This is a genomic window from Burkholderia pseudomultivorans, from assembly GCF_001718415.1.
Taxonomy (GTDB): Bacteria; Pseudomonadota; Gammaproteobacteria; order Burkholderiales; family Burkholderiaceae; genus Burkholderia; species Burkholderia pseudomultivorans_A.
Genome location: NZ_CP013378.1, coordinates 2,011,021 through 2,027,417 on the forward strand (window position 1 = coordinate 2,011,021; position 16,397 = coordinate 2,027,417).

A 16,397-nucleotide genomic window follows, 5' to 3' on the forward strand; every position below is an offset into this window, starting at 1 on the left:
CCCTTATGCCGGGGGCCGGAACGGCTGTTGCCGGCGTGCGACGGGCCGCGCCCGGACTGTGGGAGGGACGGCGGCGCGGGTCGTGAGTCGCGGAGGATGGCGGGGCCGGGACAGGCCAGTTTCTAGGTTGGTTGTTCGGCCGAGGCTTCCGTGCCGCCGGAGCCGTCACCGGAACCGACTGCCGCGGCAGCCGCCAACTCTTGCGCCGCCGGCGCGCCCCAGCCGTTCTCGAACAGGCACGCGTCGATCGGCATCCGCGCGGCCCAGCGCGCTTCCTCGAGCATCGGCTTCGCATAGAACGCGTCGACGTGCCCGATGCACAGCACGGCAATCGGTTTCGCGCCGTCGGGCATGCCGAGCAGCGTGCGCAGCGCGTCGACGTCGAACAGCGATACCCAGCCCATCCCGAGTCCTTCCGCGCGGGCCGCGAGCCACATGTTCTGGATCGCGCACGCGGCCGACGCGAGATCCATTTCCGGCAGCGTGCGGCGGCCGAACACATGGCGTTCGCGATCGTCGGTCAGCGCGACGACCAGCAGTTCGCCGCATTCGCGCACGCCTTCGACCTTCAGCCGCATGAAGTCGTCGTGGCGCTCGCCGAGCGCGTCGGCGGTCGCGCGGCGCTCGGCCTCGACCAGCGCGTGGATCGCGGTGCGCAGCGCGCGATCGGTGATGCGGACGAAGCGCCACGGCTGCATGAAGCCGACGCTCGGTGCATGGTGCGCGGCGCGCAGCAGCCGGCCGAGCACGGCCGGATCGACCGGCGCGGGCGTGAAATGGCGCATGTCGCGTCGCTCGAAGATGGCGCGGTAAACGGCGGCGAGGTCGGGATCGTCGAAACGCATGGGCGGCGGAAGCAGGGATGACGTCGGCGCAACGATAGCAGACGGCGCGTACGAAGCGTTGCCTCAACCGAAACAAAGTGCGCAATTGTTGACGCAGGCGTGCACAGCGAGCGGCCATGCGCACAAGCAAACGATTGCGGACGCGCTGCGGGCCCGCAAACGCGCCGTTTTTCAGCGGTTCGTCGTCACGAGGTTCTGCGGCGTGCCCGCATGCCACGCCTCGATGTTCAGCAGCGTCGTGTGCGCGATTTCGGCGAGCGCCTCGCGCGTGAAGAACGCCTGGTGCGACGTGACGATCACGTTCGGGAACGTCAGCAGCCGCGCGAGCACGTCGTCCTGCAGCGGCAGGTCCGAGTGGTCCTCGAAGAACAGCCCGCTTTCCTCTTCGTACACGTCGAGCCCGAGATGGCCGAGCTGGCCGCTCTTGAGCGCATCGATCAGCGCCTGCGCGTCGACCAGGCCGCCGCGGCCGGTGTTGATCAGCATCGCGCCGGGCTTCATCCGCGCGAGCGTCTGCGCATTGATCAGATGGTGCGTGGACGGCAGCAGCGGGCAATGCAGGCTGACGATGTCGGCGTGGCGCAGCAGCTCGTCGAGTTCGACGTAGCGCGCGCCGAACGCGATCAGCTCGTCGTCGTAGGGCGGCATCGAGTGGGCGAGCACGTGCATCCCGAAGCCCATCATGATCTTTGCGAACACGCGGCCGATCAGGCCGGTGCCGATCACGCCGACCGTCTTGCCGTGCAGGTCGAAGCCGAGCAGGCCGTTCAGCGAGAAATCGCCCTCGCGGGTGCGCGCGACCGCGCGCGGCAGGCGGCGGTTGAGCGCGAGGATCAGCGCGACCGCGTGTTCGGCGACCGCGTGCGGCGAATAGGCCGGCACGCGCACGACCGCGATGCCGAGCCGCTCGGCGGCCGCCAGGTCGACGTGGTTGAAGCCGGCCGAGCGCAGCGCGATCAGGCGCGTGCCGCCGTCCGCGAGCCGTTCGAGCACGGCCGCGTCGACGGTGTCGTTGACGAACGGGCAGACGACGTCATAGCCGTGCGCGAGGATGGCCGTCTCCGCATCGAGATGCGACGGCTGGAAGTGCAGCCGGTAGCCGAACTGCCGGTTCGCCGCAGTGAACGAATCGTCGTCGTATTGCCGGCTGCTGAACAGGATCACGCGCACGCTGCACCTCCGATGGCTGTCGCGGGCAGTTTACTGCAGGCCCGTGACGATGTCGGGGCGTTCGCCCCGCGCCGGCCGCAGGAAGCCGTAGTCGGCGCGCTCGCGCTGCGTCGGCGTGCCGAAGTGTTCGAGCGCGTGTTCGACGAAGCTGCGCGTGCGTGCCGGCACGAACTGCCGGTTCGGGTAGACGAGCGACAGCTGCGCGTCCGGATCGTCGATCCGGTAGGTGGGCAGCAGCCGCACCAGCGTGCCGTTGTCGATCGCGTCGGCGACGCAGTGCGAGGGCAGCATCGCGATGCCCGATCCGGCGACGACCGCCGCCTGCACGAGCGCGAGCTGGTTGACCGTGCAGGCCGGGCGCACCGTGACGGCGTGCACGACTTCGTCAGGGCCGACCAGCCGCCAGGCGGGCGTGTGCTGATGCGGCGCGAGCGCGATCCAGTCGTGGCGCGGCAGGTCGTCGGGCGAGCGCGGCTCGCCGCGCCGTTCGAGATAGGCGGGCGCCGCGCATGCGACGAACGGGTTCGGCGCGAGCGGATGACCGATCAGCGCCGGATTGCCGGCGAGCCGGTCGCCCGTGACGATGCCGACGTCGTAGCCCGAGTCGAGCATGTCGAGCGGCCCCTCGGCGACCGTGAGGTGCACGCGTAGCTCCGGATAGCGCTGCCGGAAGCTGCTGACGAGCGGCGTCAGCGCGAGCGGCGACAGCAGGCCCGACGCGACGATGCGCAGCGTGCCGCCCGGCTCGCGCGCCGCATGCGCGACCGACGCCTCGAGGTGGTCGAACTCCTCGAGCAGTGCGCGGCAGCCATCGAGATAACGCGCGCCGGCCTCCGTGAGCGACAGGTTGCGCGTCGTGCGGTGGATCAGCCGCGTATTCAGATGGCCCTCGAGCATCGCGATCGAGCGCGTGACGAGTGCGTTGGACACGCCGAGATGGTGCGCCGCGCGCCGGAAGCTCTGTTGCTCGGCGACGCAGACGAAGACACGCATGGTCTGAATCTGGTTCATGGCTCGCGTATTTCTGGCCCGGTTGACTGATTATGGTTGTGATTTTTCGTCGCGCAGCCGTGAAAGCCCAATGCGCGACACCCGATTCTCCCTCGTATCGAAAAAACGTTTTTTCGATTCCGCAGACGATTGTTCAATAAGGAAACGATATCCGTCAACCTGAGAAAAAGGGCGGGTTGCGGAAAATCGGAATCGCGGGTGCCCGAAAAACCGCCGGACCCCGCCGGCGGTCGGCGTCGCGGGCGGATTCGGGCATTCGCTTATGCGTCGATGCAATGAATATTTCGCATATGAATCAACGGATTGTGCCCGATGGGCGCGCCCGGTCGGGGTAATTTTCGGTATTTCCGGCAATGGGATGCTGGAGAATGGCGTTTTTTGCCAGTATGTCGAATATGCGTATCGAATCCGGTTCGGCGATTTTACGGCGCGCAAAGTTTCTTGCGTGCGCACAGGCGGCTGCGGCGAACGGTTCGAATCGATGAATCATCTCGATATTGCGCCGGAAAATCGCCCGCATGGAACCGTTTCACCATCGGAACGGGAATTCCGCGCGGGCCGGCGCGCGATCTGGCCCGGTCCGGCGACCGGGCCGGCTGCCTGCTGTCCGGTGCTGCGTGCCTCTTGCGCAATGCGGCGGAACGGGGAATGATCGATTGGCTCGCCGTGCGGCGAGCGTTCCTGCATTTCGTCCCATTCATCCCGTTCCAGCCATGTCCATCGATTACTCGCCGATTCCCTGTCCCGTCGTCGTGCCGCTCGACGCGATCCTGCCCGAAGAACCGCTGCTGATGATGGGGGCCGGCCCGGTTCCGATCCCGGCCGCCGTCGCCAAGGCGAACACGATCGTGATCAACCACCTCGGCGCGACGATGGCGAAGATCATCGAGCAGGTGAAGGAGATGGCGCGCTACGTGTTCCAGACCCGCACGAAGTGGGTGCTCGGCGTCGCCGGCCCCGGCTCGGCCGCGATGGAGATGGCGATCTCGAACCTCGCGTGGCGCGGCACGCGCGTGCTGTCGATCCGCAACGGCTTCTTCAGCGCGCGGATGGCCGAGATGGCCACGCGCGTCGGCGCCGACGTCTCGACGCTCGAAGTGGCCGACCGCGCGGTCGCGAGCCTCGACGAGGTCGCCGACGCGATGGCGCGCGAGCGCCCCGAGATCGTCACGATCGTGCAGGGCGAGACGTCGAACACCGTATGGAATCGCGACCTGCGCGACATCGCCGCGCTCGCGAAGGCGGCCGGCGCGCTGGTCGTCGTCGATGCGGTGTGCACGCTGTCGACGATGCCGCTCGAGATGGACGCGTGGGGCATCGACGCGGTGATCACCGGCGGCCAGAAGGGGCTGTCGTCGATTCCGGGCGTGTCGCTGATCGCCTTCTCCGATGCGGCCTGGGAGCGGATGAAGCGGCGTCCCGAACCGAATGCGCACTGGTGCCTCGACATGGCGCTCGCGGAGAACTTCTGGCACAACGCCGGCTATCACTACACGGCGCCCGTGTCGGGCGTGCTCGCGCTGCACGAGGCGCTGCGGCTCGTCTGCGCGGAAACGCTCGAAAGCCGCTTCGCGCGCCACCTGCGCTGCTCGCTCGCGCTGCAGGCAGGCGTCGAGGCAATGGGGCTCAGGCTCTATGCGCCGAAGGACTGCCGGCTCAATTCGGTGGTCGGCATCGAGACGCCCGACGGGCTCACGCCGGGCATGATCTGCGGGCATATCTCGAAGCAGTACCAGGTCGAGATCTCCGGCTCGTTCGGGCTGCCGATCGTGCGGATCGGCCAGATGGGCGAGCAGTGCCGCGAACACAACCTGTTCCGCACCGTGCATGCGTTCGGCCGCACGATGGTCGACCTGAAGGTGCCGGTCGATCTGCCGGCCGGCGTCGCCGCGCTCGAACAGGAGCTGTCGCGGCGCGGCGTGTAACCGACGCGGGAAGGGCGGGGCCTCAGCCGCCCCGCATCGCGCGCCGGTACGTGTTCGGCGTCGTGCCGTGCGCGTCGCGGAAGCGGTGGCTGAAGTGTCCGGCGTTCGCGTATCCGCATTCGGCCGCGATCTGCGCGAGCGGCAGCGCCGTCGTGCGCAGCAGCAGGCGGGCCCGTGCGAGCCGCTGTTCGGCCACCCATGCATGCGGCGCGCGGCCGAACGACAGGCGGAACATCCGCGAGAAGTGATATTCGGACAGCGCGGCGACATCGGCGAGTTCGCCGAGCGTCAGCGGCTGCGACAGGTACGTGTCGATGTAGTCGCGCACGCGGCGGCGCACGGCCGGCGCGAGCCCGCCGCGAAACGACGCATCGGTGCGCGTCGTGCTTTGGCCGTGCAGCAGCAGGCTCAGCACCTCGTGCGCGGTTTCGTTGACGCGCAGCCGGCCGTCGGCATCGTCCCAGCGCTCCAGCGCGAGCGAGCGGAACTGCGTCGCGACGCGCGCATCCTCGAAATAGGTGCGGTCGGCGAGCTTCAGTTCGCGCGGTTCGCGGTCGAGTTCGCGGATCGCGCGCTGCGTGAAGTGCTCGGGCAGGAAGTACAGGTGGATGAAATGCATCTCGCCGCGCACCCACCAGCGCGATTCGTGATCGCCCGGCAGCGCGCACAGCAGGCTCGGCGCGCCGTAGCGCGGCACGCGCTCGCGCTCGGTCCGGTAGCCGCCGTCGAGATAGCACGACAGCGTGTGATGGCCGGGCTGCGCGTAGATCGTCTCGGCTTCGTCGGTGATCCGTGTCCATTCGGCGATCGCGAGATGGTCGCCGAGCCACGCGAAGCGCTCGAGCGTCGCGTTCGCCTCGGCGAGCGTGCGGCAAACCGACTGCAGGCCGAACGGGATGTCGGCGCCGGCCAGCGCGGCGGCGCGATCGACGGGCGGGGCGGAAAGGGACGGACTCATGATGCGCCGAGTATAAGCGCGTGCGCGCCGGCGCGCCCGGCCTCGCGAAAAAGACCGCAATTCCGGACAATCGCCGCATGTCGCGCGGCGGCATAGTCGGAGTCCGTTTCACCCGATTCCGTGTTTGTCGACCGCCATGAACCTGTCGCTCTATATCGTCACCGTGCTGATCTGGGGAACCACCTGGATCGCGATCAAATGGCAACTCGGCGCCGTGCCGCCGCCCGTCTCGATCGCGTGGCGCTTCTGGCTCGCCGCCGCCGTGATGTTCGCGCTGCTGCGCGTGATGCGCCGGCCGGCGCGCCCGCCGCGCGAGGCGTGGCGCTTTCTTCTCGCGCAGGGCTTCGCGCTGTTCTGCCTGAATTTCCTGTGCTTCTACTACGCGGAGCGCGTCGTGCCGAGCGGGCTCGTCGCGGTGATCTTCTCGACCGCGCCGCTGCTGAACTCGATCAACGGCCGGCTGTTCATGGGGCGGCCGCTGCGGCCGTCCGCGATCGCCGGCGCGCTGCTCGGGCTGACCGGCATCGCGTGCCTGTTCTGGCAGCAGATGGCCGGCCATCTCGACGATCACGCGACGTGGACGGGCCTCGCGATCGCGTTCGCGGGCACGATGTGCTTCTCGGCCGGCAACCTGCTGTCGAGCCGGATGCAGTCGATGGGGCTGCATCCGCTCGCGACCAACGGCTGGGCGATGCTGATCGGCGCGGCGATCCTGACCATCGGCAGCGTGGCGGCCGGGTTGCCGTTCGCGGTCGATCCGAGCCCGCGCTATCTCGGCGCGCTCGTCTACCTTGCGGTGCCGGGCTCGGTGATCGGCTTCACCGCCTATCTGACGCTCGTCGGCCGCATCGGGCCGGAGCGGGCCGCCTACTGCACGGTGCTGTTCCCGATCGTCGCGCTGGCCGTGTCGACGGTGTTCGAGGGCTATCGGTGGTCGCCGCTCGCGGTGGTCGGGCTGCTGCTCGTGCTGGCCGGGAATCTGGTTGCGTTCGATCTGACGCGGCGATTGTTTCTGCGGACGGCCTGAGCGGGCGGGGTGGCCCACGACGGGTTGACGGGGCGATGTTGCTGGCCGATACGGGCGGCACGCCATGACAGCGGGATGGTTGACGAGGTTGACGTGGTTGCGTGATTGGCCTACGCTTCTTCCTGATTGCGAAAGGAGGCGACGATGGGCCGGCACGCACACACGATCGAGGACGTCGTCCTCGACGTCGATACCGCGGACGCGCTGCGCAGCGCGGTCGGCGCCGCGACCATGCTCGGGCCCGACAAGGCCCGCGCGCTGCTCAGGCTTTCCGACGCGCAACTCGGGCATCTGTTCAAGGTCGGTATCGCGCAGGTCATCGATCTGGCGGCGACGGTCACGTTCGGGATCGCGGCTGCCGCGACGCGCGACAGGACGGATCCGGGCCGCGCGAAGCAGGCGTCCGGATCGACCGCGCGTAAGGCCGCCGCGCTTTCCGAGGTCGAGCGTCTCGTGCTGCCGGAACGACAGGCGCTGGTCGCCAGCGGCAGGCTGCTGCCGGCCGCCGAGATCTGGACGGCACTGGGAATCACGCGCCAGGCACTGAACAAGGCGGTCGCGTCGGGGCGCATCTTTACGGTCGACGTTGGCGCCGCGCAGTTCTACCCGGCCTTTTATCTGGCGGGCGACATCGATCGCAAGACGCTGGGAAGGGTGACACAGCAGTTGGGCGACCTGCCGGGCTGGAGCAAATGGCAGTTTTTCACGACGCCGAAAGCGTCGCTCGGCAAGCTCACGCCGCTGAAGGCGCTCGCACAAGGCAAGGTCGAGCAGGTGATGCGCGCGGCAGCGGCGTTCGCCGAGCGCTAGGGCCTGCCTTCATATCGACCCGGACCCAGGGGAGCGGATATTTGACGTTGACGACGCCCGGCAGCACTTCCCGAACGCGAGGCCGGGACTTCAACACCCTGCCGCGTTAGCCGGCGCATCGCCGTGCCGCGCGCCCGCAGACCGGGCGCGCGCTGCAGCCTCCGATATCCGCCGTTCGTCCCGCGCTCAGGCCGCCGCGCCGCTGCCCGCCAGCCGCGCCTGCCGCTGATACAGCAGCGCCGACAGCCCGACGCCCGCCGCCGCCGCGACGGCCGCGAACAGGAACACCTGCGGATAGCCGAACGCGCCCGCCACATAACCGGCGAGCGGGCCCGTGATGCCGAGCGACAGGTCGAGGAACACCGAATACGCGGACAGCGCCGCGCCGCGGCTCGCGGGCGGCACGAGCGCGACGGCCTCGACGCCGAGCGCCGGGAAGATCAGCGCGAAGCCGAAGCCGGTGAGCGCGGCGCCGACCAGCGCCACGTGCGGGACGGGCGCGAGCCACAGCAGCACGAGGCCCGAGCATTCGAAGGCGAACGACACGATCGCGACGCGGAAGCCGCCGTAGGTCTTGATCGTGTTCGCGAACAGCAGGCGCGCGCCGATGAACAGCGTGCCGAATACCGTCAGCGACAGCGCGGCGTTCGGCCAGTGGCGCGCCGCGTAGTACAGCGTGACGAAGGTCGCGATCGAGCCGAAGCCGGCCGAGCCGAGCGCGAGGCCGAGGCCGTGCGGCAGCACGCGCGTAAACACGCTTGCATACGACATCCGCTCGCCGTGCACGATCGGCACCGCGTCGATCAGGCGGGCAAGGTAATAGCCGAGCGCGGCGAGCGCGATCACGATCACGCCGATCAGCGCCGGATTCAGCGTATGCGCGATCGCGACGCCGAGCGGCGCGCCGAGCGCCAGCGCGCCGTAGGTCGCGATGCCGTTCCACGAGATCACCTTCGCGTTGTGCGCGACGCCGACCCGGCCGATGCCCCACAGGATCGCGCCGGTGCCGCACAGGCTCTCGCCGACGCCCAGCACCAGCCGGCTCGCGACCAGCAGCACGAGGCTCGCGACGGGCCAGTGCGCGAGCAGCAGCGCGACCAGCAGCAGCACGCCCGACGCGCCGCAGCCGACCAGCCCGCGCAGCACGGTCCGCTTCGGGCCCAGCGTGTCGGCGAAGCGTCCGGCGAGCGGCCGCGACGCGAGCGTCGCGAAATACTGGACGCTGATCGCTGCGCCCGCGACGATCGCCGAAAAGCCGAGATCGTCGTGGACGAAGCCCGGCAGCACGGCGAGCGGCAGGCCGATGGTCAGGTAGCAGATGAACGTGAAGCTGACGACGGACACGATTTGCAGCGTGACGGCGAACCCGCTGCGCGGCGTGGGGGCGGAATCGGTTGACATGGGGTCTGAACGAATGAGGGGACGAAACGCACGGCGGCGAAAAACGGAATCGGGATTTTCCCATGGAACCGGTTTTCCCGCAGGTACCGTTTAGTTAATCGAACCCTTTTCCGCCCCGGTTGCGGTGGAGCGCGGCACGGCGGCGCCGTGCCCGTCCGGCAGGCGGGGCGGGCCTGCGCGCCGATCGCCGGCCGGCGCCGGAAACCATATCGCCGCAGTTATATGGGCCCCATGCGTGATGGGCTATGGGTTGCGGAATTTGACGGTGATAGCGTGCAAACTGTCAGAAAAACGTCGGTCAGGCGCCCTGCGCCGGCCGTGTTGCCCCCACTTGAAGAACGATAGAGACATGAGTGAGCCGATCCGCTTCTACCATCGTCACGCGGTCCGCGAAGTCAGCGGCGCGGACGTTACCCGCACCGTGCTGCAGTACCTGCGCGAGGACGCCCATTGCACCGGCACCAAGGAAGGCTGCGCGGAAGGCGACTGCGGCGCGTGCACGGTCGTCGTCGGCGAGCTGACCGACGCGGGCACGGTCGCCTTCAAGGCCGTCAACGCATGCATCCAGTTCCTGCCGACGCTCGACGGCAAGGCGCTGCTGACGGTCGAGGACCTGCGCCAGCCGGACGGCACGCTGCATCCGGTGCAGCAGGCGATGGTCGACTGCCATGGGTCGCAATGCGGGTTCTGCACGCCGGGCTTCGTGATGTCGATGTGGGCGCTCTACGAGAAGCACGGCCACGAAGGCTGCGGCAGCGCGTGCGCGAAGGCGAAGGACGTGCCGACGCGCGCCGAGATCGCCGATGCGCTGACCGGCAACCTGTGCCGCTGCACCGGCTATCGTCCGATCGTCGACGCGGCGGTGAGGATGTTCGACGCGGCCGGCGAAGGTGCTGCCGGCGAAGGCGCCCCGTCGCATTCATCGCCCGTCGACACCGCCGCGCTCGCCCGCACGCTGGCCGCGCTGAAGCGCGACGACACCTTCGACTACACGATCGGCGGCGCGCGCTTCGCGGCGCCGCGCACGCTCGACGCGCTGGCCGCGCTGAAGCTCGCGCGTCCCGATGCGCGTCTGCTGGCGGGCAGCACCGACATCGGCTTGTGGGTCACCAAGCAGATGCGCCGGCTCGACGACCTGATCTACGTCGGCCAGATCGCCGAGCTGCAGCGCGTCGTGCACGGCGACGACTGGATCGAGATCGGCGCGGGCGTCACCGTCGAGAACGCCTATGCGGCGCTCGCCGGCACGTATCCGGAGCTGACCGAGATGTGGAAGCGCTTCGCGTCGCTGCCGATCCGCAACGCGGGCACGCTCGGCGGCAACGTCGCGAACGGCTCGCCGATCGGCGACTCGATGCCGGGCCTGATCGCGCTCGGCGCGCGGGTCGTGCTGCGCGGCGGCGACACGGTGCGCGAGCTGCCGCTCGAAGCGCTCTATACGGGCTACCAGCAGAAGGAGATGGCGCCGCACGAATTCGTCGTCGGCGTGAAGGTGCCGACCCGCAGCGGCGCACGCGCGAACCTGCAGTTCCGCACCTACAAGCTGTCGAAGCGGTTCGACTCCGACATCTCGGCCGTGTGCGCGGCGTTCGCGTTCATCGCGGACGGCGACGTGGTCCGCGAGCCGCGCATCGCGTTCGGCGGGATGGCCGCGACGCCGAAGCGCGCGACGCACGCGGAAGGCGTGCTCGACGGCGCGCAGTGGCACGAGGCCACCGCGCAGGCGGCGATGCAGGCGCTCGAGCGCGACTACCAGCCGCTCACCGACATGCGCGCGACGAGCGCATACCGGCTCGATACCGCGAAGAACCTGATGTACCGCTTCTGGCTGGAGACGCGTCCGCACGATCCGCTGCCGCCGCAAGCCCTGAACGTGCGTGAAGTCGCCGCCGAAGCGGCGCGCGTCTGACCACGGAGAACACCGAACATGAACCAGCAAGCCGAACCGTTCCTGAGCACCCTCGATCCGCAGGCCGACGCCGCGCAGGTGCACGTCTCGCGTCCGCACGAATCCGCGCACCTGCACGTGAGCGGGCGCGCGACCTACACCGACGACATTCCGCTCGTCGCGGGCACGCTGCACGCGGCGCTCGGGCTGTCCGCGAAGGCGCACGCGAAGATCGTGTCGATGAACTTCGACGCGGTGCGCGCGACGCCCGGCGTGGTCGCCGTGTTCACCGCGGACGATATCCCGGGCGTCAACGACTGCGGCCCGATCATCCATGACGATCCCGTGCTCGCCCAGGGCGTCGTGCAGTTCGTGGGCCAGCCGATGTTCATCGTCGTCGCGACGTCGCACGAAACCGCGCGACTGGCCGCGCGCCGCGCGCAGGTCGAGTACGAAGAACTGCCGGCGATCCTGACCGCGCAGGAAGCGCGCCAGGCCGAAACCTACGTGATCCCGCCGCTGAAGCTCGCGCGCGGCGATGCGGCCGCGCGGCTGGCTGCCGCGCCGCACCGCGAGTCGGGCGAGATGCTGCTCGGCGGCCAGGAGCAGTTCTATCTGGAAGGGCAGATCGCGTACGCGGTGCCGAAGGACGACGACGGCATGCACGTGTACTGCTCGACGCAGCACCCGAGCGAAATGCAGCACCTCGTCGCGCACGTGCTCGGCGTCGCGTCGCACAACGTGCTGGTCGAATGTCGCCGGATGGGCGGCGGGTTCGGCGGCAAGGAATCGCAGTCGGGGCTGTTCGCGTGCTGCGCGGCGCTGGCCGCATGGAAGCTGCTGTGCCCGGTGAAGCTGCGCCCGGATCGCGACGACGACATGATGATCACCGGCAAGCGGCACGACTTCCACTATCGCTTCGACGTCGGCTACGACGACGACGGCCGCCTCGACGGCGTGTCGCTCGACATGACGTCGCGCTGCGGCTTCTCGGCCGACCTGTCGGGCCCGGTGATGACGCGCGCGGTGTGCCACTTCGACAACGCGTACTGGCTGCCCGACGTCGCGATCGCCGGCTACTGCGGCAAGACCAACACGCAGTCGAACACCGCGTTTCGCGGCTTCGGCGGCCCGCAGGGCGCGTTCGCGATCGAGTACATCCTCGACGACGTCGCGCGCTCGCTCGGCCGCGACCCGCTCGACGTCCGCTACGCGAACCTGTACGGCAAGACCGAGCGCAACGTGACGCCGTACGGCCAGACGATCGAGGACAACGTGCTGCCCGAGCTGCTCGCCGAACTCGAGGCGACCAGCGACTACCGTGCGCGCCGCGAAGGCGTGCGCGCGTTCAATGCGCGCAACGCAGTGCTGAAGAAGGGCATCGCGCTCACGCCGGTGAAGTTCGGGATCGCGTTCAACGTCACGCACTTCAACCAGGCCGGCGCGCTCGTGCATATCTACACCGACGGCTCGGTGCTCGTGAACCACGGCGGCACGGAGATGGGGCAGGGGCTCAACACGAAGGTCGCGCAGGTCGTCGCGCACGAGCTCGGCATCCGCTTCGGCCGGATTCGCGTGACCGCGACCGACACGAGCAAGGTCGCGAACACGTCGGCGACTGCGGCGTCCACGGGCTCTGACCTGAACGGCAAGGCCGCCCAGGATGCGGCGCGCCAGCTGCGCGAGCGGCTCGCGGTGTTCGCGGCCAAGCAGTACGGCGAAGGCAAGGTCGATGCGGCCGACGTGACCTTCGGCAACGACTGCGTGTGGATCGGCGGCGTCGCGGTGCCGTTCGGCGAGGTGATCGCGAAGGCGTACCTGGCGCGCGTGCAGCTCTGGTCGGACGGCTTCTATGCGACGCCGAAGCTGTACTGGGACCAGTCGAAGCTGCAGGGCCGGCCGTTCTACTACTACTCGTACGGCGCGGCCGTGTCGGAAGTCGTGATCGACACGCTGACGGGCGAGATGCGTACGCTGCGCGTCGACGCGCTGCACGACGTCGGCGCGTCGCTGAACCCGGCGCTCGACATCGGCCAGGTCGAGGGCGCGTTCATCCAGGGGATGGGCTGGCTGACGACCGAGGAGCTGTGGTGGAACAAGGGCGGCAAGCTGATGACGCACGCACCGTCCACCTACAAGATCCCGACCGTCAACGATACGCCGCCCGAGTTCAACGTGCGGCTGTTCCAGAACCGCAACGTCGAGGACAGCATCCATCGCTCGAAGGCCGTCGGCGAGCCGCCGCTGCTGCTGCCGTTCTCGGTGTTCTTCGCGGTGCGCGACGCGATCGCGGCGGTCGGCGACTATCGCGTGAATCCGCCGCTCGACGCGCCGGCGACCGGCGAGTCGATCCTGCGCGCGCTGCAGGCGGTGCGCGCGTCCCGGGCAGCGTGAGATGAAGGCGCCCGTCCGTTCGCCGCTCCCGCCAGCCGCGCCCGACGCGTGTGGGGCGGCAGCGCATGCGCAACCGGCCGAGCGCGGTTGCGACAGCGGTGCGTGCGGCGATGCCCGTGCATACCCGTCGGCCGACGCGCCGTTCGCGCAGGGCACCGGCCGGCGCAACCGCGCGACGGGCGCGCCGCCGCCGATGCACATCGTGCTGTTTGGCGCGGGGCATGTCGGGCACGCGCTCGTCACGCTGCTCGGCGCGCTGCCGTGCGTCGTGCAGTGGGTCGATACGCGCGACGAGCTGTTCCCGGACGAGTGCCCGCCGAACGTACAGCCGGAGCCGACCGACACGCCCGAGGCCGTCGTCGACGCGGCGCCGCCCGGCGCGTATTTCCTCGTGATGACGCACAACCACGCGCTCGATTTCTCGCTCGCCGCGCAGATCATGCGGCGCCGCGACTTCGCCTATTTCGGGATGATCGGCTCGCGCACCAAGCGCGTGAAGTTCGAGCGGCGGCTCGCCGCGCGCGGCGTCGATCCCGCGCGGCTCGTCGAGATGGTGTGCCCGATCGGCGTGGCCGGCATCGTCGACAAGGCGCCCGGCTCGATCGCGGTGGCCGTGTGCGCGGAGCTGCTGCAGGCGCGCTGCGGCATGTCGGTGGCCGACGCGAAGGCGGCTGCGAGCGCGCAGGCGCGCGACGCGGTGTCCTGCGCGCGCTGACGTCGCGGCCGGTGCACGGCCGCGCGTTTTTGCCTACACTGCACGGATCGCGCGGCATCGGGCCGCGTCCTTCCTTGCCATCCCATGTCCGATCACCGCATTTATCTCGACGCGCTCGATGCGAGCCTGGTCGCCATCGAACGCTGGCTGTCCGGCGCCGATACCGCGCCGGCCGCACTCGATGCGATGCTCGCGCCGTTCTCCGCCGGCTTCACGATGATCGCGACCGACGGTCGCGTGTTCGACCGCGACGGCACGCGCGCGCTGTTCGCGGCGCTCGCCGGCGCGAAGCCCGGGCTGCGCATCGCGCTGTCGGAGCTTCGCGTGCTCGCCGCCGACGCGTCGCATGCGGTGCTCACCTACCGGGAAGCGCAGCACGCCGCGTCGGGCGAACTGCCCGCACGCCGCGCGACCGCGGTGTTCGAACGCGATGCGGCCGGCACGGTGCGCTGGACCCATCTGCAGGAAACCTTCTGCACGGCCTGACGTGGTCGGCCGTCGCGGCGAGGGCATGCCGCGTGCGCGCGCTCAGCGCTTGCGGCCGCGGGCCGCGGTCAGCTCGTTCGATACGCTCTGCATCAGCGCGCACAGCCACGCGATGTCGGTCGGGCGATCCGGCTGCGGATGCGTGAGCAGGTAGCTCTTGATGCGCGGGAACGGCACCGGCGGCGCGACGACCACCAGCGGCAGCAGCTGCGCATAGTGCGTCGCGAAGCGGCGCGTCGTCGTGAAGATCAGGTCCGACTGCAGCAGCACCTGCGGCACGATGCCGAAGTACGGCAGCGTCGTCACGATGCGCCGTGCGAGCTTCGCGCGCGCGAGGCCGATCTCGATCGCGTTGCGCTTGTCGCCGGTGTAGGGCGTCGGCGCGACGTGCGCGGCGTTCGCATACGCGTCGCGCGTGAGCGGTGCGCGCGCGAGCGGGTGCGCGTCGCGCATCAGGCACACGATCGTGTCGGAGAACAGGTCCTGGCGCGCGAACAGCGGGTCGGGCTTCGGCCAGTTGCCGATCACGAGGTCGAGCGCGCCCGATTCGAGCGCGCCCGCGTGATCGAGCGCGGGATTCAGCGAGTCGATTTCCAGATGCGCATGCGGCGCCGCGTCGCGAAAGCGTTCGATCAGCGTCGGCATGAAGAAATCGTTCAGGTAGTCGGGCGCGGCGACGCGGAACGTGCGCCGCGCGGACGACGGATCGAAGTCGCCGTGCGGCGTCGCGATGAAGTCGACCTCGCGCAGCGCGCGCGTCGCGGCGCCGAGCAGCGACGCGCCGTATTCGGTCGGCACCATGCCGGACTTGCCGCGCACGAGGATCGGGTCGTTCAGCGTCTCGCGCAGCTTGCGCAGCGCGGTGCTGATCGCGGGCTGCGTCTGGTTCAGGCGCAGGGCGGCCTGCGTGACGCTGCGCTCGAGCAGCAGCGTGCGCAGCACGCGCACGAGCCAGATGTCGAGCGAGGCGGTACGGTCGTCGTCTTCCATCGATGCGGGGTGTACGGGGGGAAGCGTAACCTTACCGCAGCCGCGCGTTGCCGTGCGTGATACCGGCCATCACGCGCGGCCCTTCGGCAGCGAGCTGATGCGCTTGACCTCGCGCGACTCGAGCCAGTTCGGCGTGCGCGCGCAGTACAGCACCATCGGCAGCGCATCCTCGCCCCAGAACAGCTGGCGGTTCATCCAGAAGGTCGGCACGCCGAACACGCCGAGCGCGATCGCATCGTCGACGTTGCGGCGCAGCTGCGCGCTGGTTTCCTCGAAGTCGATCAGCTCGTCGCCGTGACCGACGCCGACGCGTTCGCACAGCGCCGCGAAGCCTTCCGGCGTCGACGGATCGTTGCCTTCGCGCCAGATGAAGCGGAATATCTCCAGCACGGTCGCGATGTCGGCGCGCAGCGCGATCGCGAGCCGCAGCACCTTGTCGGAATCGAACGGATGCGCGGGCGGCATCTTGAAGCGGATGCCGAGCTGCTCCGCGCGAAACAGCGCGTGGCGATACGTGAAGATGCGCCGGGCCGGCACGTCGGCGCCCGGGCGCTGCCCCCAGTGGCGCTGCAGGTCGACGAGCGACACGGCGACGGGTTCGAACGGCATCTCCGGCCATTTGTCGTGCTGCTCGAGCAGCAGGTAGGAGAACGGCGACACGAAGTCGAAGAACCACGCGGGACGGGCGGTGTCGAGGCCGGTTGTCATGACGATCTCCAGAGGATGGGGCGTGCGGCGGGCCCCCATGTTACGCGGCGGCGCGTGCGTGCAGCAATG

Annotated in this window: 15 protein-coding genes; 7 read left to right on the forward strand and 8 right to left on the reverse strand. The window is 69.4% G+C overall.

The features are described from left to right. Positions 1 to 122: 122 nt before the first annotated feature. From bluB to WS57_RS37210, 4 genes are all read right to left on the reverse strand, one after another. On the reverse strand, positions 123 to 845 hold the full coding sequence (bluB, locus tag WS57_RS21575; protein ID WP_060299037.1) for a 5,6-dimethylbenzimidazole synthase: 723 nt from the start codon (positions 843 to 845) through the stop codon (positions 123 to 125). A gap of 171 nt (positions 846 to 1,016) precedes the next feature. Beyond that, complete coding sequence (locus WS57_RS21580) at positions 1,017 to 2,015, reverse strand: 2-hydroxyacid dehydrogenase (RefSeq protein WP_009687308.1); 999 nt, start codon at positions 2,013 to 2,015, stop codon at positions 1,017 to 1,019. A 30-nt stretch (positions 2,016 to 2,045) separates the two neighbouring features. Then, positions 2,046 to 3,026: a LysR family transcriptional regulator gene (locus WS57_RS21585; protein WP_009687307.1), complete on the reverse strand. Its 981-nt coding sequence runs from the start codon at positions 3,024 to 3,026 to the stop codon at positions 2,046 to 2,048. A gap of 295 nt (positions 3,027 to 3,321) precedes the next feature. Beyond that, complete coding sequence (locus WS57_RS37210) at positions 3,322 to 3,546, reverse strand: hypothetical protein (protein WP_155640308.1); 225 nt, start codon at positions 3,544 to 3,546, stop codon at positions 3,322 to 3,324. A 193-nt stretch (positions 3,547 to 3,739) separates the two neighbouring features. On the opposite strand from WS57_RS37210, the gene WS57_RS21590 reads away from it, so the two are divergent. Next, entirely contained in the window at positions 3,740 to 4,951 is a 1,212-nt protein-coding gene (locus WS57_RS21590) for a pyridoxal-phosphate-dependent aminotransferase family protein (RefSeq protein ID WP_069244814.1), read from the forward strand. Between the two features lie 22 nt (positions 4,952 to 4,973). On the opposite strand, the gene WS57_RS21595 is transcribed toward WS57_RS21590, so the two are convergent. Then, positions 4,974 to 5,909 carry a helix-turn-helix domain-containing protein gene (locus tag WS57_RS21595; protein WP_009687305.1) on the reverse strand — a complete coding sequence of 312 codons (936 nt, stop codon included), beginning with the start codon at positions 5,907 to 5,909 and terminating at the stop codon, positions 4,974 to 4,976. Between the two features lie 136 nt (positions 5,910 to 6,045). Between WS57_RS21595 and WS57_RS21600 the strand changes: the two genes are divergently transcribed. Beyond that, entirely contained in the window at positions 6,046 to 6,936 is an 891-nt protein-coding gene (locus tag WS57_RS21600) for a DMT family transporter (RefSeq protein WP_009687304.1), read from the forward strand. Between the two features lie 144 nt (positions 6,937 to 7,080). Continuing rightward, on the forward strand, positions 7,081 to 7,746 hold the full coding sequence (locus WS57_RS21605) for a hypothetical protein (protein ID WP_009687303.1): 666 nt from the start codon (positions 7,081 to 7,083) through the stop codon (positions 7,744 to 7,746). A gap of 186 nt (positions 7,747 to 7,932) precedes the next feature. On the opposite strand, the gene WS57_RS21610 is transcribed toward WS57_RS21605, so the two are convergent. Continuing rightward, positions 7,933 to 9,147 (reverse strand): MFS transporter, encoded by a 1,215-nt coding sequence (locus tag WS57_RS21610; protein ID WP_040126739.1) that lies wholly within the window; start codon positions 9,145 to 9,147, stop codon positions 7,933 to 7,935. A 349-nt stretch (positions 9,148 to 9,496) separates the two neighbouring features. Between WS57_RS21610 and xdhA the strand changes: the two genes are divergently transcribed. The 4 genes from xdhA to WS57_RS21630 all read left to right on the forward strand — a co-directional run bounded on the left by xdhA (position 9,497) and on the right by WS57_RS21630 (position 14,630). After that, entirely contained in the window at positions 9,497 to 11,056 is a 1,560-nt protein-coding gene (gene xdhA, locus WS57_RS21615; protein ID WP_069244815.1) for a xanthine dehydrogenase small subunit, read from the forward strand. An 18-nt stretch (positions 11,057 to 11,074) separates the two neighbouring features. Continuing rightward, positions 11,075 to 13,429 carry a xanthine dehydrogenase molybdopterin binding subunit gene (gene xdhB, locus WS57_RS21620; protein WP_040126741.1) on the forward strand — a complete coding sequence of 785 codons (2,355 nt, stop codon included), beginning with the start codon at positions 11,075 to 11,077 and terminating at the stop codon, positions 13,427 to 13,429. Between the two features lies 1 nt (position 13,430). After that, complete coding sequence (gene xdhC / locus WS57_RS21625) at positions 13,431 to 14,144, forward strand: xanthine dehydrogenase accessory protein XdhC (RefSeq protein WP_069244816.1); 714 nt, start codon at positions 13,431 to 13,433, stop codon at positions 14,142 to 14,144. 84 nt (positions 14,145 to 14,228) lie between these two features. Continuing rightward, positions 14,229 to 14,630, forward strand: coding sequence for a hypothetical protein (locus tag WS57_RS21630; protein WP_059519372.1), 402 nt, complete (start codon positions 14,229 to 14,231; stop codon positions 14,628 to 14,630). 42 nt (positions 14,631 to 14,672) lie between these two features. Here the strand turns inward: WS57_RS21630 and WS57_RS21635 are convergent, their stop codons facing one another. Together WS57_RS21635 and WS57_RS21640 are read right to left on the reverse strand one after the other, a co-directional pair. Continuing rightward, complete coding sequence (locus WS57_RS21635; protein ID WP_040126743.1) at positions 14,673 to 15,620, reverse strand: LysR family transcriptional regulator; 948 nt, start codon at positions 15,618 to 15,620, stop codon at positions 14,673 to 14,675. A gap of 69 nt (positions 15,621 to 15,689) precedes the next feature. Continuing rightward, on the reverse strand, positions 15,690 to 16,328 hold the full coding sequence (locus WS57_RS21640) for a DsbA family protein (protein ID WP_040126744.1): 639 nt from the start codon (positions 16,326 to 16,328) through the stop codon (positions 15,690 to 15,692). Between the last annotated feature and the right edge of the window lie 69 nt (positions 16,329 to 16,397).

Bases quoted from the DNA above. Each gene is read 5' to 3' on its own strand.
- bluB (WP_060299037.1), bottom strand. From the start codon at position 845: ATGCGTTTCGACGATCCCGACCTCGCCGCCGTTTACCGCGCCATCTTC.
- WS57_RS21585 (WP_009687307.1), bottom strand. From the start codon at position 3,026: ATGAACCAGATTCAGACCATGCGTGTCTTCGTCTGCGTCGCCGAGCAA.
- WS57_RS37210 (WP_155640308.1), bottom strand. From the start codon at position 3,546: ATGCGGGCGATTTTCCGGCGCAATATCGAGATGATTCATCGATTCGAA.
- WS57_RS21590 (WP_069244814.1), top strand. From the start codon at position 3,740: ATGTCCATCGATTACTCGCCGATTCCCTGTCCCGTCGTCGTGCCGCTC.
- WS57_RS21595 (WP_009687305.1), bottom strand. From the start codon at position 5,909: ATGAGTCCGTCCCTTTCCGCCCCGCCCGTCGATCGCGCCGCCGCGCTG.
- WS57_RS21600 (WP_009687304.1), top strand. From the start codon at position 6,046: ATGAACCTGTCGCTCTATATCGTCACCGTGCTGATCTGGGGAACCACC.
- WS57_RS21605 (WP_009687303.1), top strand. From the start codon at position 7,081: ATGGGCCGGCACGCACACACGATCGAGGACGTCGTCCTCGACGTCGAT.
- WS57_RS21610 (WP_040126739.1), bottom strand. From the start codon at position 9,147: ATGTCAACCGATTCCGCCCCCACGCCGCGCAGCGGGTTCGCCGTCACG.
- xdhA (WP_069244815.1), top strand. From the start codon at position 9,497: ATGAGTGAGCCGATCCGCTTCTACCATCGTCACGCGGTCCGCGAAGTC.
- xdhB (WP_040126741.1), top strand. From the start codon at position 11,075: ATGAACCAGCAAGCCGAACCGTTCCTGAGCACCCTCGATCCGCAGGCC.
- xdhC (WP_069244816.1), top strand. From the start codon at position 13,431: ATGAAGGCGCCCGTCCGTTCGCCGCTCCCGCCAGCCGCGCCCGACGCG.
- WS57_RS21630 (WP_059519372.1), top strand. From the start codon at position 14,229: ATGTCCGATCACCGCATTTATCTCGACGCGCTCGATGCGAGCCTGGTC.
- WS57_RS21635 (WP_040126743.1), bottom strand. From the start codon at position 15,620: ATGGAAGACGACGACCGTACCGCCTCGCTCGACATCTGGCTCGTGCGC.
- WS57_RS21640 (WP_040126744.1), bottom strand. From the start codon at position 16,328: ATGACAACCGGCCTCGACACCGCCCGTCCCGCGTGGTTCTTCGACTTC.